Source organism: Paenibacillus sp. S-12, from assembly GCF_030363895.1.
Lineage (GTDB): Bacteria > Bacillota > Bacilli > Paenibacillales > Paenibacillaceae > Paenibacillus_B > Paenibacillus_B alvei.
This window is the reverse complement of sequence record NZ_JASIUF010000005.1, coordinates 173,335-190,369: the sequence shown is the minus strand read 5'-3', so window position 1 is coordinate 190,369 and position 17,035 is coordinate 173,335. Positions and strand designations below refer to the sequence as shown.

16 protein-coding genes are annotated in these 17,035 nt (G+C 49.5%); 3 read left to right on the top strand and 13 right to left on the bottom strand.

All coding sequences use genetic code 11. The features are described 5' to 3' along the window. Positions 1–41: 41 nt before the first annotated feature. Both NO352_RS03695 and NO352_RS03690 read right to left on the bottom strand, forming a co-directional pair. Positions 42–722 (bottom strand): methionine ABC transporter permease, encoded by a 681-nt coding sequence (locus NO352_RS03695; RefSeq protein WP_289354925.1) that lies wholly within the window; start codon positions 720–722, stop codon positions 42–44. Continuing rightward, on the bottom strand, positions 719–1,786 hold the full coding sequence (locus NO352_RS03690; protein ID WP_289354924.1) for a methionine ABC transporter ATP-binding protein: 1,068 nt from the start codon (positions 1,784–1,786) through the stop codon (positions 719–721). Before NO352_RS03690 ends, NO352_RS03695 begins: the two co-directional genes overlap by 4 nt. A gap of 602 nt (positions 1,787–2,388) precedes the next feature. Between NO352_RS03690 and NO352_RS03685 the strand changes: the two genes are divergently transcribed. Then, positions 2,389–3,627: a chitinase gene (locus NO352_RS03685; RefSeq protein ID WP_289354923.1), complete on the top strand. Its 1,239-nt coding sequence runs from the start codon at positions 2,389–2,391 to the stop codon at positions 3,625–3,627. A 260-nt stretch (positions 3,628–3,887) separates the two neighbouring features. On the opposite strand, the gene NO352_RS03680 is transcribed toward NO352_RS03685, so the two are convergent. Next, positions 3,888–4,952 carry an LLM class flavin-dependent oxidoreductase gene (locus NO352_RS03680; protein ID WP_005547750.1) on the bottom strand — a complete coding sequence of 355 codons (1,065 nt, stop codon included), beginning with the start codon at positions 4,950–4,952 and terminating at the stop codon, positions 3,888–3,890. Between the two features lie 259 nt (positions 4,953–5,211). Here NO352_RS03680 and NO352_RS03675 point away from each other — a divergent pair, with 259 nt between their 5' ends. Continuing rightward, complete coding sequence (locus NO352_RS03675) at positions 5,212–6,039, top strand: nucleotidyltransferase domain-containing protein (protein WP_005547748.1); 828 nt, start codon at positions 5,212–5,214, stop codon at positions 6,037–6,039. Between the two features lie 61 nt (positions 6,040–6,100). On the opposite strand, the gene NO352_RS25005 is transcribed toward NO352_RS03675, so the two are convergent. The 3 genes from NO352_RS25005 to pdxR form a co-directional block, all read right to left on the bottom strand. Beyond that, a complete protein-coding gene (locus NO352_RS25005) occupies positions 6,101–6,292 on the bottom strand; it encodes an aspartyl-phosphate phosphatase Spo0E family protein (RefSeq protein WP_051135133.1) in 192 nt (63 codons plus the stop codon). 366 nt (positions 6,293–6,658) lie between these two features. Then, the gene (locus NO352_RS03670) at positions 6,659–7,006 is read right to left on the bottom strand and encodes a hypothetical protein (protein ID WP_268622828.1); all 348 of its coding nucleotides are present in this window, start codon (positions 7,004–7,006) and stop codon (positions 6,659–6,661) included. Positions 7,007–7,078: 72 nt separating this feature from the next. Next, complete coding sequence (pdxR, locus tag NO352_RS03665) at positions 7,079–8,578, bottom strand: MocR-like pyridoxine biosynthesis transcription factor PdxR (RefSeq protein WP_289354922.1); 1,500 nt, start codon at positions 8,576–8,578, stop codon at positions 7,079–7,081. 131 nt (positions 8,579–8,709) lie between these two features. Here pdxR and NO352_RS03660 point away from each other — a divergent pair, with 131 nt between their 5' ends. Further along, positions 8,710–9,345, top strand: coding sequence for a pyridoxamine 5'-phosphate oxidase family protein (locus NO352_RS03660; protein WP_005547738.1), 636 nt, complete (start codon positions 8,710–8,712; stop codon positions 9,343–9,345). 259 nt (positions 9,346–9,604) lie between these two features. Here NO352_RS03660 and NO352_RS03655 read toward each other — a convergent pair whose 3' ends face one another. From NO352_RS03655 to NO352_RS03625, 7 genes are all read right to left on the bottom strand, one after another. Next, entirely contained in the window at positions 9,605–10,717 is a 1,113-nt protein-coding gene (locus tag NO352_RS03655; RefSeq protein ID WP_289354921.1) for an NADH:flavin oxidoreductase, read from the bottom strand. Between the two features lie 233 nt (positions 10,718–10,950). Beyond that, on the bottom strand, positions 10,951–12,129 hold the full coding sequence (locus NO352_RS03650) for an acetyl-CoA C-acetyltransferase (RefSeq protein ID WP_289355169.1): 1,179 nt from the start codon (positions 12,127–12,129) through the stop codon (positions 10,951–10,953). 125 nt (positions 12,130–12,254) lie between these two features. Further along, positions 12,255–13,370, bottom strand: coding sequence for a histidinol-phosphate transaminase (gene hisC / locus NO352_RS03645; RefSeq protein WP_289354920.1), 1,116 nt, complete (start codon positions 13,368–13,370; stop codon positions 12,255–12,257). Between the two features lie 20 nt (positions 13,371–13,390). Further along, positions 13,391–14,065 carry a 3-oxoacid CoA-transferase subunit B gene (locus tag NO352_RS03640; RefSeq protein WP_289354919.1) on the bottom strand — a complete coding sequence of 225 codons (675 nt, stop codon included), beginning with the start codon at positions 14,063–14,065 and terminating at the stop codon, positions 13,391–13,393. Further along, the gene (locus tag NO352_RS03635) at positions 14,062–14,790 is read right to left on the bottom strand and encodes a CoA transferase subunit A (RefSeq protein ID WP_005547729.1); all 729 of its coding nucleotides are present in this window, start codon (positions 14,788–14,790) and stop codon (positions 14,062–14,064) included. The genes NO352_RS03640 and NO352_RS03635 overlap by 4 nt, the downstream gene beginning before the upstream one ends. Before the next feature lie 46 nt (positions 14,791–14,836). After that, entirely contained in the window at positions 14,837–16,024 is a 1,188-nt protein-coding gene (locus NO352_RS03630; protein WP_289354918.1) for a homogentisate 1,2-dioxygenase, read from the bottom strand. A gap of 56 nt (positions 16,025–16,080) precedes the next feature. After that, positions 16,081–17,016 carry a fumarylacetoacetate hydrolase family protein gene (locus NO352_RS03625; protein ID WP_289354917.1) on the bottom strand — a complete coding sequence of 312 codons (936 nt, stop codon included), beginning with the start codon at positions 17,014–17,016 and terminating at the stop codon, positions 16,081–16,083. Positions 17,017–17,035 lie beyond the last annotated feature (19 nt).

Genomic DNA, 17,035 nt, shown 5'->3' with positions numbered 1-17,035 from the left:
TGAGAGGGCATACTGCATAAATCAAGTTCGCTAATCTGCTTCTAATGCATCGTCTTTTTCGTGAAATAGTCACCGATGAATTGGCATACAAATACCAGAATTAAGATCAAAATGGTGGCTACAATGGTGATATCATTTTGAAACCGGTTATACCCTTTGCTAATTGCCAGACTGCCCAAGCCGCCCGAGCCAATCGCACCCGCCATCGTCGTCAGCCCAATCAGGTTTATGACCGTCACAGAGGAAGCACGGACAATAGCGTTCAATCCTTCCTTCAAATAGACACGGAACACAATCTCAATTGGGCCTGATCCCATTGACTGAGCTGCTTCCACAATTCCCGGGTCTACCTCTACCAGCGCATTTTGGATTTGTCTCGCATAAAAAGGAACGATCCCAATGACTAACGGCACAATCGCTGCATGCATGCCGATCGATGTCCCCGCAATGAGGCGAGTAAGCGGAAAGACAACGGCGATAAGAATAATGAACGGAATGGAGCGAAATAGATTAATGATTTTGTCCAAGATACTGTAAACGTGCCTGTTCTCCAAAATCCCGCCCTTATCGACCAAAATCAGGGTCACGCCCAGCAAAAGTCCGAATAATACCGAAAATAGTGAGGTCACGACCACCATGTAAATCGTTTCATAGATGCTGATCAGAATCTCTTCTCTTAAATTCCAGATGTTCGGAAAGTTGTTCATTAAAAACTCACTCACACCGTTTCACCTACTTTCCCTGTTTGCAGAAGATGGTCATCGAGCAATTCAACGGTGACTTGAATCGATTGCAAATATCGGAGCGCCTCTTCTAAATTGCTTGCGGAGCCTGACATGACCACAATTAGATTGCCGATAGGCGTCTGCTGTAGAATTTCTACATTCGCATATAAGATGTTAGTCGTTACCCTGTAGCGAGCGGTTAGTGCCGAAATGATCGGCTCGCTCGTACTGTCGCCAATGTAGGATATCTTGCACAAAATATCATTGTCCTTCCGCTGCATTAATGACGGATGCTGGATAAGCTTCTCTAGTGTTTGTTCCATATGAGTTGCCGTATGGATAAAATCACGAGTTAACGCATTTTTCGGACGGCTGAAGATAGCGACAATATCGCCCTGTTCGATAATTTGTCCGTCTTCCATCACGGCAACCTTGTTGCAAATTTCTTTGACCACCTGCATTTCATGCGTAATGAGCACGATCGTTAACCCTAAGGTTTGGTTCAATTTTTTCAATAATTCCAATATGGATAGTGTGGTTTTAGGGTCTAAAGCACTCGTCGCTTCATCGCATAATAGGATTTCCGGATCATTTGCCAGCGCCCTAGCAATCGCTACCCGCTGCTTCTGCCCGCCTGACAATTGTGAGGGATATGCGTCCACTTTATCCGATAAGCCAACTAATTCAAGCAAATCCTTGACCTTCTGTGAACGTTCGTGCTTAGAAAGCTTAGAGCTTTTCAAGGGATAATCCACATTATCATAGATCGTTCTGGAGTTCATCAGGTTAAAGTGCTGGAAGATCATCCCGATCTTCTTCCTGGCTGTTCGCAGCTCCTTGGGGCTTAACGCCAGCAAGTCCTGACCGTTCACCTCTACACTCCCACTAGCAGGCCGCTGCAACAGGTTAATGACACGAACCAAAGTGCTTTTCCCTGCCCCACTGTATCCAACGATGCCGTAGACATCACCAGCATCCACGTGCAGGCTGACATCCTGAACAGCAGCTACGGATTGAGTTCCCGTGTCAAACGTTACATGAATATTCGATAAAAAGATCATGATGTCCAACCCTTCCTGATCGTTCTATGTACTGTCGAATCAACGAAAAATTAAATTTCAGTAATTATACATCAGTTTACTCGGAATTACTACTATAAGTCTTTCTCCCACCCTGATCATTTTGCTACATAATATCGTTGGAAAGAAAAAAGGCTACAATTTGAGAACCGAGTAGTAAAGGAAGTCAAGAGCTGTGTATACAGCACAAATATCGCTATGGATACCGAACCGCTGACAGACCGAGCTTTTCTTTTATTGGGTGAAGTAGTTCCCGCACATACTATTCAAAAGTAGATAATATGTTTGTTTATTGAAGCCTATTCATAATGACCCCCTATTTTATACATTATTCAATCTTCAATTTATTTAAATTATGATGTAAGGAATGATATTATGGCAAATGCATGGCAAGCGCGTCATGCGAACTGATCTTGACAACCTGATGCGGACAATTGTCGGCCGCACTTTTATGCGTTGGTTACACAGGGAGCGTGTTGGTCTTCCCAAGCTCGCCACAGCAATTTTGTCATATCCAAAATGAAAGCGATATAAATATACATCAATACGATTTGCACTTATTCGAAAATAAAGGGGATGTATTGATGTCCAACGTTTCGTATGCGCTTTCAAAGAAATGGATTCGGTGCACGCTACTGCTGACACTCAGCTCAACGCTGTTTCTCACCCCACTTGTTTTCACAACGACCTCTGCCTCGGCTGCTGACGTTACTTCCATTTCAGGAAAAGCAGATATTGTGTACTTGCAGGACACCAGCTTGTCCGTTGGCGACAGCCGCATTCTGACCAGACAGCAAATTGAATTGCAATGGGATGGAATCGATCCCGACTATACTTCAGACAAGGCAGTTGACGCTGTTCGTTCTACACTCCCCGAGAAGGAATACGAAGCGTTATTCCCAATGCGCCTTGGTTCGAAGGAATGGCATGCCTTCAACAAAGATAAGAAAGACTATAATCCCAATCAGACCGACTACTACTCCTATCAAAATCTCATCAATGCCGTCAGCCATGTCGCCAATGTAAAATATAAAGTCTCTTATCGGGAAGGCAACTATTCTGCTCAAGAAATTTATCGTTTAGAGAAAAAGGGAAAAACCGAAACGCTCCTTGTACGCTCCGATGATTTCAATACACCAGAGAACAAGACCAAGCGCATCATCACGCAAATCGTTGATTACGGCGCCTTCCTGAATGAAGGGTTGGAAAAGGATCGCAAGCGTGATCTTGCGGCGCTGCTTGCCAATCTGTCTCATGAGACGGGCGGAGGCTGGGATACGGCACCGGGAGGCATGCTGCGCTGGGGTCTCTATTGGAATGAGAACATTGCAGGCAGAACGGGACAGAATAAATCGAATTTCGTAGACCCTGCCAGCAGCACGGAATATCCGGGTGTTCCAGGCAAGCGCTATTACGGACGGGGCCCGATCATGCTGAGCTGGAATTTCAATTACGGGTTAATGAGTGCCATTATATATGGAGATAAAAATGTGCTGCTTCGAAATCCAGAGTGGATTGCGGCTGACGGCAAGCTTGGTTTTGCAACCGCCATCTTATTCTGGATGACGCCTCAAGCGCCGAAGCCTTCCGCGCATGATGTCATGATCGGAAGATGGAAACCGACCGCGGAAGACAAAGCGAATGGGTTAGCACCTGCCGGATTCGGCGTCAGCATCATGGTACTCAATGGACTCGAAGCCAATCTGGATGAATCAAATGGCGCCATCAAGCGCCGAATCGGCCACTACTTGGACATCACGAGCAAAATGGGCGTGGATGTTACAGGCGAGAAGCTCAACACACTTGGCATGCAGCCTTTTTGATCGTGCAGTTGCAAGCCAATAGTCAAGAACACGATTGAGAGGCATTGAGGTATTTCAAGTAAACAGGCATTTAGGAATCGATATATTCAGGAAAGCCTGCGTTTCCGCAGTAAGTCAGTCCAGTCATTCCCGTATATAGTGAAAGACGCCTCCAACACCACTTTAATCGTGGAAATGGAAGCGTCTTTTATGCATGTTCATACGATACAGGGGTCCACGATTCAACATTGACTTTTCGGACTGTCCTGTTCGCATTTCGTTTAGCTATTATGACAATTATTTTTTTCCCAGTGAGCTACTTCTTCTCTTACCCGGGGCGCCACTTCTGTGCCGAACAGCCGTATCGCCTCCATAACCTCTTCGTGAGGCATGGTGCCGTGCGGCATATGCAGCATGAATCGTGTAACACCTACGTGCTTGCGGAGATCGATAATTTTTTGCGCTACCGTTTCCGGATCGCCAACATAGAGGGCACCTTCAGGGCTGCAGGCCGCGTCATAATCCGCTCTCGTGTACGGAGGTGCTCCTTTTTCCTTCGCTCTCACATTCGTTCTCGCAAACGTAGACGGGAAGAATGTTTCGATCGCTTGCTTCTGATCCTTCGCAACAAACCCATGAGAATGCGATGCAATTGTCAGGCGGCTTACATCATGGCCCGCTTGAGCTGCCGCGTTCTTGTACAGTTCAGCCTGAGATGCATAATCAAGCGGCTTCACTCCCCCAATGATAGCCAGAACGAATGGAAGTCCCATTTTCCCTGCTCTGATCGCGGATTCTGGACTTCCTGCACTTCCAATCCACACCGGCAATGGATCCTGCACAGGACGCGGAAATATGCCCAGATCATGAATGGCGGCACGGTGCTTCCCGCTCCAGTTCACCTTCTCCGACTTCTGAATGTGCAGCAGCAGATCCAGCTTCTCATCGAACAGCTCCTCATAATCGTTCAAATTACAGCCGAACAAAGGGAACGATTCCAGAAAGGAACCTCGACCGACCATAATTTCCGCACGCCCGTTAGAGAGGCCATCTAGTGTTGCGAAATCTTGAAAGACACGTACAGGATCGGCAGATGACAGGATCGTTACTGCGCTGGTCAGCCGAATTTTGGTCGTCATTGCAGCAGCCGCTGCTAATACAACTGCGGGGGAAGATGCTGCGAAATCAGGACGATGATGCTCACCTATCCCATACACATCCAGCCCTACCTGATCCGCGAGTACAATTTCCTCTACCACTTCGCGCAGCCGCTGTGCATGACTCATCGTGATACCTGTGTTGACATCAGGCGTTGTCTCGACAAACGTGCTTATACCTAGTTCCACTATCCATTTCCTCTTTTCCATAGATGTTCATGTTCATAATTACGCACATAGTAGACGGTATATTAATTTATCACTTATTTTCATGAAGTCAAAGGTTGTAATTGGAAACCAATACCGCAGCACCGACTTATTGTGGCTAACACGCATTAAAAAAGATTTCAGTTGCCCGTTAACAATGTCCTTGTCCAGTTCTCTCTTTCACGCTACAATCAATGGAATATTTATCAGCCTATTATAAAAATAGAGAGGAGGCACATTTATGAATGACAAAAGCAAGGAACTGTTGCAGCAAGCGTACAGACGTGCAGGCGAACTGTCTAAGCATCCGATCCTCTCCCAGTATTGGAATCAGCTATCACTCGTTGTAAAGGGCAGTGTCTCTCGCGGCAATTGCGATCAGTATTCGGATATTGATTTTGTATTCTTCTGTGATGATAACGTTCGTAAGGCGATTATAAACGGATATCGATCAGCACAGTTGAGCACAAGGGAAGACGGGGTATTCCTGCCAATCGGAGACTGGGAGGGTCATTATCACTTTGAGACATTTGGCATGTTAAATGGCTATTTCGAAGAAAATAATTATCCCCAAGTCTGGGAGTTCCAACTGGCAATCCCGATTCATGACCCTGAATCACGCTTCAAGCATACTATTGCTCAGCAATCGGAGCACTTCTTAGCTCATCCGATTGAGGTTATCAAGCGTCTATACATCAGCTTGCAGCTTACGCTCGATTGGATGCGGCATCCTCTGAAGCGCGGCGATGCAATCGCCACTAACCTGCACTGCTCCCAGATTGTTAAGGAGCTCTGTCAATTGTCCTATATTCTGGACGGCAAAAGCTATCCGCATGACAAGTGGTTGTCGACCTTTTTATCTACGACCCGATTAGGAAAGTTGCTAGAAGAGCGGATCATATCCTATTTAAGCGTGATACCGGTTGGAGGAGCGATTACTCCTCATTTGGAGTTGAATGAATATCCATGTTATCAGCAAGCTTGGGAGTTCATTAACGAGTCAGTACATTTTATTCGTGAGCATTATGGGGATTATCTATGGATTGATGAATGGTATTTGTATGGTTAGCTTGTCCGTGATTGATGCACACAGTGAGTCGATACCTTGCTCGTTGGTACAATGGGTGTTTTCAGGAATCGACTCCAGCATGTTTTCCTTGACCTCTATCGCCAGAAGATAAAGTGCACAACTGCTTCTTCTGATATGCTAGTAAATAAACATCTAATTCTTGACTAACCCTAATCACCTCATCGTCCGTAAAATCATTTCTTTCATTTACAATGGAAATAAGCCGTTGCTTAAGCAATTCGATTTTCTCCATCATATATACTTCATGGGGACAGTGGAGAAGACACAACTTCGATCACCTCTCATATGCGGCGTATTGTTATCGATCACTCACTAGCAGCTACATCTGCCGAAGCTCCATTTTCCCCAGCGTAATCGCGATCATATTCACCCTCTATTTCCCATTTTCCGATAGAGCCGCCTCGATTGCAACACACTGCAAACAACGCCCTACTGTTCATGGATAAGGATTAAATAACCAGAAAATCAGTGTTTGAAAATAGAAAGGTAAAATTTTCTGAAAGAAGTGTCTAAACCAGAACTGAAAAAGAGCACCGACAGCATAAGAAAGAAGTCCATGCTCTGCCAGTACTCTTATTATAACTTTCATCGGGACAATTTACTTTCTGTCCACCTGTAACAGTACCTTAGGCTGGAGCGTGTACGTATCTTTAATGCGCTCCTCCGAAACCACACCAAGCTGAACCAAGCTCTTAATCTTCGTTGTATCCGGCTTGGACAATAAGCGCCAAACCTCCGGATCAGGCAAGGCCGCATACAGCTTGGTATCATCATAATGCCGATGCTGCTGTTGGATAAGCTTCACCTGATACTGACCCGCAATAAGCTCAGCTTCGCCTCGCTCTTCGCAAAACTGAATAATACTGCTGCGCAGTTCCGCCAGTTCGTCCTCGATTTCTTTCTGCTGCTGCTTCAGCTTATAATATCTTTTAACCTTCTCGTCCATAAGATCACGCTCCCTCCTTGCACTGTATGCGAGGAAGAGAGGTTCTAAGACAGCGGTGAAGCGTCATTCTTTTCATTTTACAGATGCTTGAATTAAATCTAAACCGATTGCCTGCATTCTGTTGACCCCATAAACGATCTCTTCTTCGGACAATCGAGGAAAATAAAAATAAGCGCCATACCTAATTCCGTTTCCATCAGCTTGTTCTTCGATGCAGGTCTCCGACCACATAATCCCCGCCGCCAAGCAATTCGAGCGAAACTGTACGTATTGATCAGCAGTACCTTTCCACCATCCGAATATACTTAGCCCGGCATCCCCTTCAACCCATTGAAACCATGACGACAGCTTAGCAGTCAGCAGCTCCCGCAGCAGTTTGAACTTTCTTCCGTAAATTCGTTTCATGCGCCGCAAATGGCGTTCATATTGACCGTTATTCATCCAGGATGCCAATGTACGCTGCTCCAGCAAGTTGCTTGGACTCGGCTCAAATGCAGCTTTAGCACTGGCAAACACTTCGACTAACGATGACGGCAGCACTGCATATCCGATTCGGATATGAGGGAGCAATGTATTGCTGAAGCTTCCGATATAAATCACTCTTCCTTCACTGTCCAGCACCTTGAGCGGTTCGAGTGATTTGCCGCGGTGGCGAAATACACTGTCATAATCGTCTTCCAAAATAAGTGCATTGTTCTCCGAAGCCCATGCCAGAAGCTGCTGGCGGCGCTCCATGTTCAGCACGGCGCCTGTAGGGAACTGGCGATTAGGCGTGACAAAAAGCAGCTTCGCCTTCCATTTGTCTGGAATAATCCCTTGTCCGTCAATCGGAGCATGAATGCATCTTCCACCCTGTGCCCGGAAAACGTCAATGACTCCCCTATACCCCGGACTCTCCACCACTACATGATCTCCGGGATTGATGAACAAGTGGGCTGCTAAGGCAAGCGCCTGCTTGGATCCATTGAAAATCACAATCTGGCTCGCCTTGGCAGCAATGCCTCGGGCGCGTCTCAAATACTGTGCAATGCTGTCTCTAAGCGCTTCGTCACCCAAGGTCGAACCCATCCGGCTTCGTCGTTCGCCATTGGTCAAAAGTCGAGCCTGCGCATACAAGCACCGATTCCACTCTTTGTCCGGGAACGCCTGTATGCCTGGTCCAAATTCCTGAAAATTTACCGCCCTCTGTCCGCTCCCTATTTGAACCTTTATCTTCTCACTTGGCTCAGTTTGCTGTTCCTCCAGTTCCTTCAAACGGACACCCCAGTCGGACAACAAATGCAGCTCTTGACGCGGAAATTCATTGCCTTTCTGCTTAGGCGACTGAAACGATACGAACGTGCCGCGCCCTACCCCGCTTGTAATATATCCTTCGGAGGCCAGCATGGCGTACACTTCGCTGACTGTTCCTCGTGAAAGCCCGTATAAAGCAGCCAACTCCCGACTCGATGGCAATTTCGTTTCCATAACAAGCACTTGCGACGTGATACAGTCACGTATAGCCTGATAAAGTGCCAAGCGCTTGGATGAGCATTGGGCAAGATAAGAATAGTAAGGAATATGGAACTGCATACGGTTGTCCTCCGTCACCAATGGTCTAGTAAAATTAATCTAAATTGGATCTTTTTAATTGTCAATCTGTGCGGTAAGCTGAATGCAATAAAAAGAGATTGCAACCGGATATTTGGAAAGGAGTTTCGCAGATGCGAAGAAAAGAATTCGAAATGATGGATCATGCAGAAACCGAGGCGTTTTTGCAGGAGATGAGCTTTGGCGTTTTAGGAACCATAAATGGAGACGGCTGGCCAGAACTGACTCCTCTTAACTTCGTTTATCACAATGGTCATATTTATTTCCACGGCAGCGTAGCCGGACGAAAAATGAAAAACCTGAAGGCCGATCAACGGGTTACCTTTTCCGTAGCTAAGGAGTATGCCATTATTCCATCCTATTTCACGGAAGAAAAGCTGGCTTGCCCTGCAACTGCCTTTTTCAAGTCTGTGATTATAAAAGGTTTCGCAGAAATCGTTCCGGATCTAACAGAAAAGGCAGAGGCGCTGACTGCATTTATGCAAAAGCTTCAACCGGAAGGAGGCTATGCCCCAATTGATCCGGAGGATCCGGACTATACGGGTCAAATCAAAAGCACCTCCGTTGTCCGCATCAACGTTCAGGAGATGTCAGCTAAGTATAAGTTCGGGCAAAATGCGAAACAGCCTGCCTATGAAAAAATCTCTGATGGTCTGATTGAACGGAATCAAGGCTTGGACAAGGAAACCGTAGCCATGATGGAGGCCCTGTGCCCGCATCACCGAAAGAATGGCGACGATCTTGCTTAAGTTAGGACAAATAGCGGAAATTATATGATGTAGTCAGACACAAAAAAATAAAGCCTATGTTGGTTTTTAAGTAAAATGGAAGTTGCCTCGACACCATTTGTACAGAATAAACCAACATGGGCTATTTACAGCTTTTCATTATTGAGAGTGCGGTAGCTGAATACCTTTATCTGCATCTACAAGTACAGGTAATTATAATAACGTCAATGTTGAGGAATGTTTCCAAGAACTCTTTCTTTAAGCGTAGTAAGCAAACGCATTAGAATAATACTCTTGACGCTTCCTTTGTAAAAGGAATTAACTCATCCACTCTTCCCTCGCGTATTTTTACAGCCCATTCAGGATCGACGAGCAAAGCCCGGCCTACCGCTACTAAATCAAACTCATCCAGTTCAAGTCTCTCAATCAACCCGTCAATGTTTACATTTTGGGCCCCTTTACCCTCCGCAAAGAAACTTAAAAATTCACTGTCTAGTCCCACAGAGCCTACAGTTATTACGGGTTTCCCTGTAATCTTCTTCGTCCATCCAGCCAAATTAAGAGAAGAGCCTTCGAATTCAGGTTCCCAAAAACGACGAGTCGAGCAATGAAATACATCTACCCCGGCATCTACCAGCGGTGATAAAAATTGAGCCAACTCATCGGGCGTATAGGCCAACTTAGCCGTATAAGGTCTGCTTTTCCATTGAGAGAAACGGAATATGATCGGGAAGTCTGAGCCAACAGCATCTCTGCAAGCTTTCACAATCTCAACTGCAAAACGCGTCCGTTCCGCAATCCCGCCTCCATACTCATCTTGTCGACGGTTCGTTTGTTCCCAGAAAAATTGGTCGATAAGATAGCCATGGGCCCCATGGAGCTCAATACCGTCAAAACCAAGTCTTTGCGCATCTGCGGCACCCTGAGCAAATGCATCTACCACCATGTCGATTTCTTTCTTCGTCATCGGTTCGTTCACCTTCAAGCCATCAGCTGTTATGCCCGATGGCCCAATAGGCAATGCCTCTGGATTCGGAGCTTGCCCGACTGCACGCTGGGTTCCGACATGCCATAGCTGTGGGATAATTTTTCCCCCTGCCTTATGTACCGACTGAACGATCCTAGACCATCCATCCAGCGCCTCTTCTCCATAAAATCTCGGTATGTTCGGGTGAGACGCTGCAGCGGGATGATTAATGACTGTCCCTTCCGTTATAATAAGCCCAACACCATTCTCTGCACGACGTCTGTAGTATGCTTCCACATTCTCCCCCGGAACACCCTCTGGAGAGAACATGCGCGTCATAGGCGCCATTACAATGCGATTGCTCAGCGTTAGTGAGCCAATCGAGAAAGGCTTAAACAATGCTTCAACCGACGGGGCTTGTTCCATGTTATTCCTCCTGATTTCAATTTGAAGTATACTGCCTCTTTAACATTATACAATAATTTACATTCAAGTGTAGCCATGACGAAGACATTGTGTCCGCATCATCGGATACAAGATACGTCCGTATAAGCGTAAATCCTTCACGCCTCAATCCTTATGAAAACTTTCTTAATCGTCCTAACAAACGAAAGCACCTCCGACCCAATTAGAATCAGAGGTGCTTCCTATTTTATATGTTATACTTGCTCGACGACGACAGCGACGCCATGGCCGCCGCCGACACACAAGGCGGCGAGCCCGGTAGCTGCCTGCCTGCGCTTCATGGCATGCAGCAGCGTAACGAGGATGCGCGCTCCGCTAGCGCCAATTGGATGCCCAAGCGCAATGGCGCCGCCATTTACATTGACGATCGCTGGATCGATCCCGAGCTCACCGATGACGGCAATTGCTTGGGCGGCAAAAGCCTCATTTATTTCCGCCAGGTCAATATCCGCAAGCGACATCCCGGCCTTCTTAACCGCCACTTGTGAAGCCGATACGGGGCCCATGCCCATAATGGCTGGATCCACGCCGGTGCAGGCATAGCCGCGGATACGGGCCAGCACGGGCAGACCAAGCTGCTTCGCCATACGCCCGGAGCAGACAACTAACGCTGCCGCCCCATCGTTAATGCCAGAGGCATTTCCAGCTGTAACCGTGCCGTCCGGCTGGAAGGCAGGCTTAAGCCTGCCTAGGGCAGCAGCCGTCACATCAGGACGGAAATGCTCATCGGTTTCAATCGTCGCCAGCCCCTTCTTGGTCCGAATCTCCACCGACACGATTTCAGCAGAGAACTCACTGCGCTCCCATGCCTCTCGAGCTCGCTGTTGACTTGTCAGGGCAAAGGCGTCCTGCTCTTCTCGCGCAATTCCGTATTTCGCCGCAATATTTTCCGCAGTTTTTCCCATATGAATGTCGCATATCGAGCAGGTAAGTCCGTCTTTGAGGATGCTGTCTTCAACCACGCCATTTCCAAGCCGGTATCCCGTTCTTCCTTGCGACAACACATACGGCGCTAGCGACATATTTTCCATGCCGCCCGCAACAATGAGATCTGCATCGTCAGACTTGATGGCCTGCGCAGCCATTATGACCGCCTTCAAACCTGAACCGCATATTTTATTAATCGTAACGGCCGGCACCTCGCAGGGAAGCCCTGCCTTCATTGCGGCCAGACGTGCTGGCCCTTGGCCGCTGCCCGCCTGCAGCACATTGCCCATTATCACTTCGTGCACCGCTCCCGGCTGCACCCCGGCTCGCCCCAGTGCTTCTGCGATAACCCGTGCTCCCAGATCAACAGCCGGCACTTCGCTCAATCCGCCCATGAACGCGCCGATCGGCGTTCGCACAGCGCTTGCAATTACAACGTCCGACAGACCGTCACCCCCTTATCGCTATGCAAAGAATAATCGTGAATCGTCATTGATTTTTTTGTATAACACTGCTCATCAAACTCCCCGTACGACCGGCATAGATAAGCATGCGATGCCACCCGATTCACTCATACCGGCTTGCAGGGGCCAAGTATATGCCGCAGCGCTTCGATGAACACTTGATTTTCCTGCTCTGTTCCTATGGATACACGAATCGTATCCGGATAGCCGAGCAAGCTGCCCGCGCGTACCACCACGCCACGCTCGAGCAAAGAGCGGAATACGTCGTCGCCGGAGCAATTCAGCTTCACCATCAGAAAATTGGCATGCGATGGATAGCAGGACAGCCCCAACTGCTTCAATCCCGCAACCAGCTTTGTTCTCTCCGCCTCATTCCGCCGGGCGCAGTCTGCGGCGAACGCCGTATCGTCCAGCGAGGCGAGAGCCGCAGCTTGCGCCATCCGATTCGAGTTGAACGGCTCCTTTACCTTGAGCAGCTCCTGCACGATGCTCGGATGCATCATACCGTAGCCTGCACGCAGCGCAGCCAAGCCGTAAATCTTGGAGAACGTGCGCAGAATGACCAAATTCGGATAGCTGGCAAGCATAGGCACGGTCTGCAAGTAGTCGGGGTCTGACACGTATTCATAATAGGCCTCGTCGATGACCAGCAAAATATGGCGCGGTACCTGCTCGATGAAAGCAAGCAGGTCGCTGCGTCCTACAATCGTCCCGGTCGGATTGTTCGGGTTGCATACAAAGATCATCTTCGTCCTGCTGCTGATCGCCTTCAGCATCCCGTCCAGATCATGAACGCCCTCAATGAGCGGCACCATAACAGGTACGCCGCCCTCGATACGAACGTTCGTCTCGTAACGTGAGAACGTCACATCGGCCATAATCGCCTCGTCCCCAGCGGCGATATAACTCCGCGTCAATAATCGGATGATTTCATCCGAACCATTGCCGACAATAAAATATTCTGGCTCCACGCCAAGATGGGCTGACAGCTTCACAGCCAATTCGGGAGCGGTGCCTTCCGGATACAGGGCACACTTCTCCATTTCACGTACGACAGCTTGGGCGGCCAGTTCCGAACAGCCGTACGGATTCTCGTTAGACGCAAGCTTGATGATATCCGTAAGGCCGAACTCCCTTTTTACCTCTTCAATTGGTTTTCCCGGTACGTACACGCCCAACGGTTCGATTTCTTTTCTCGTTGGGATCTTGACAGACACTTGCATACACGACCCTCCTAAGCCCTTTACTCCGATGCCCGAGGCGCTGCGTTCTCCGCGTTCAACACAGGACTTACCCGGAATGGCGCCTCGGTTTTGTGCCGAATCTCTTCTACGTCAACTCCCTGCTGTGTCTCGATCAAGACCATGCCTTCTTCGGTAAAATCAAACACGGCCAAATCGGTAATTAACCGGTTGACGACTCGTTTGCCCGTCAGCGGCAAGCTGCACTCGCGTTTGATTTTAGATTCGCCATGCTTATTCACATGCTCCATAATGACAACGATGCGCCGGGCGCCGTTCACCAAATCCATGGCGCCTCCCATGCCTTTAATCATTTTGCCGGGAATCATCCAATTCGCTAAATCGCCCTGCTCCGAAACTTCCATTCCACCCAGAATGGCGAGGTCGATATGACCGCCGCGGATCATGGCGAACGATTCGGCACTGTCGAAGTAGGATGCCCCCTCCACTGCGCTTACCGTCTCCTTGCCTGCGTTAATCAGATCCGGATCCTCGCTCCCTTCAAATGGGTACGGCCCGATGCCGAGCAGGCCGTTCTCCGAATGGAGCATCACATCGAACTCTAGCGGAATGATGCCTGCAATGAGGGTCGGCATGCCGATGCCGAGATTGACTGTCATCCCGTCCGCAATCTCTAACACGGCTCGCCGGACGATGGTCTTACGCGCGTCACTCATGCGTATCCCTCCGTTCTTTGCTGCGCCGCCGACTGGACAACGCGCCGTTCCACCCGCTTTTCGTATCCAGTTCCGTGGAGTATTCGCTGTACATAAATACCGGGCGTATGAATATGATTCGGATCCAATTGTCCCGGCTCTACCAGTTCCTCTACCTCGGCAATCGTAATTTTGCCCGCTGCCGCTGCCAGCGGATTGAAATTTCTTGCTGTCTTCCTGTATACAAGGTTGCCGAGCGTATCACCCTTCCACGCCTTCACGAACGCAACATCGCCGACAATCGCTTCTTCCATCATGTATGTGCGGCCATGGAACTGTTTATGTTCCTTGCCTTCCGCTATCGGCGTACCGACGCCGGTCGCCGTATAGAAGGCTGGGATGCCAGCTCCGCCTGCACGAATACGCTCAGCTAGCGTGCCCTGCGGAACGAGCTCCACCTCCAGCTCACCATTCAAAAGCTGACGTTCGAATATTTTGTTCTCCCCGACATATGAGGCTATCATCTTCTTGATTTGGCGGTTCGCAAGCAGGAGACCGAGTCCCCAGTCGTCCACGCCGCAATTATTGCTGACGACGGTCAAATTTTTCACACCGCTGTCTCTCAGCGCCGCAATAGCCAGCTCGGGGATCCCACATAGGCCGAATCCACCCACGATCAAGGTAGCACCGTCCTGAATTCCCTCTATCGCCTCAGCGGCGGAATGCACGACTTTCCTATCCTTCATGCCATGCGCTCCTTTCATCAGCGTTTCTTGCACCACATACACGCGCTTACACGGTTCGCGACGCTTCCGGCGAACCCGCGCACCAGCTATACATGTATTGAGTATCCTCGCAGGACAGTGCTTGCTTGACAACGCGCAGCGGACGGAACGTGTCGATCATGACCGCAAGCTCTGTCGTTTCCTTTTTGCCGATGCTGTCTTCGATCTTGCCGGGATGCGGGCCATGCGGGATGCCTGACGGATGCAAGGTAATCGAACCTTCCTTCACTCCCTTGCGGCTCATGAAGTTGCCTCTGACATAATAGAGCACCTCGTCGCTGTCTACATTGCTGTGGAAATATGGGGCAGGAATCCCCTCGGGATGATAATCGTATAATCGGGGCACGAAGGAGCAGATGACAAAGTTATTCCCCTCAAAGGTCTGGTGAATCGGCGGCGGCATATGAATACGGCCCGTAATCGGCTCGAAATCGGCAATATTGAAAATCCACGGATACAAATAACCATCCCATCCTACAACATCAAAAGGATGATGGTTGAATATATGCAGATGGATATATCCCCTAGACTTCGTTCTTACTTCAAATTCACCAAGCTCATCATAAGTCTCCAGCTTATCTGGACCACGGAAATCCCGTTCACAGAACGGACTATGCTCCAAAAGCTGGCCATGCGGGTTGCGGTAACGCTTCGGCGTCGTTATCCAATTGTTCGTCTCCACGACCAGGAGCTTCGTACGCCCACGCTCCGGCTCCGGCATGACGCGGTAGATCGTGCCGATCGGTATGTTAATATAATCCCCTGGCCGGTAATGGAGAGTGCCATACATCGTCTCTACAGAGCCCTCCCCTTCATGCACGAACAACAGCTCGTCCCCATCTCCGTTCCGGTAGAAATAATCCATCGGCCGATCAACGTTCGCAGTCGCGATAAGCAGATCCTCATTGCCTAGCATATAGCGTCTGCCAGCGACGGCGTCGTCCGTTTCCATGCAATCGCCGGTCAATAGATGACGGTGGCGAAGCGCTCCCGGCTCTTCGAACTCAATATCGAAGGCGGCATATACTTCCGCCTTGCTGACAGCCGTCGGCGGATAATGGTGATACAAGATAGACTGAATGCCGGAGAACCCTTTAGTACCCATCACTTGCTCACGGTACAGGGTGCCGTCCGGCTTGCGGAACATCGTATGCCTTTTGTCAGGAATGTCTCCCATGCGGCGATAATAGGCCATGACACGAATCCTCCTCTTCCCAATTCAATACCTGCAAAGCGGCTCCTTCGGCCATTTCAACCGATGGTGTTGCGCAGTAGGCCAAGCCCTGTAACCTCCAATTCAACGATATCGCCGGGCTCCAGCCAGCGATGCACCTCCGGCCCCAGTTCGAGAAGGCAGCCGGTTCCGACCGTGCCCGATCCGATAATATCGCCAGGATACAGTGTGGCGTCCGCTGAAGCCCGCGCGATCATATCCCCGAACGTATAGTGGAGGTCACGCATATTGCCGCGCGACAACTCGGCGCCATTGACGCGAGCCGTCATTGCCAAGTCATGGCGCGCGCCTACGCGATACCGCTCCAGTTCGTCCTTAGTAATCAGACATGGGCCGAGCGAGGTGGCAAAATCCTTGCCCTTTGCCGGGCCAAGGCCGACCTTCACTTCTTCCCGCTGAATATCACGCGCGCTCCAATCGTTCATAATGCAATAGCCGAATATATAGGAATCAGCTTCTTCGGCAGTAATATCGCGTCCTTCCTTGCCGATGACGCAGGCCACCTCCAACTCGTAATCCAGAGCGGAGGTGGCGGAAGGTATGCGGATAAGCACGTCCGGGCCGACTATGGCCTGATGGTTGCTGAAATAGAACACCGGGAACTGGTACCATTCCGGAATAATATCGAGCCCCCTTCTCCGCCTAGCCCCGATCACATGCGCTTCGAAGGCATAGAAATCACGGAGGCTCGGCGGCTTCGGAAGCGGAGCGAGCAGAGCGACAGCGGATGCCGGATAGACTCCCTTATGCGCGAGCATCGTTTCCGCATTAGAGCCAAGGCATCTGTCGATTCTCCCTGCCTCCTCCATATAGTCCTCATGTCGGCGTACCAATTCCAGCAATTCGCTCGGCAGGTGCCCGTCACTGACCTCATGCATGTCGACGATGCAGCCTTCCCGCAGCCAACCGGAACGCGGCGCGCCCGTTCCGGTGTCAAATGTCACGAACTTCATAGAACCTCCCGCTTTCCGT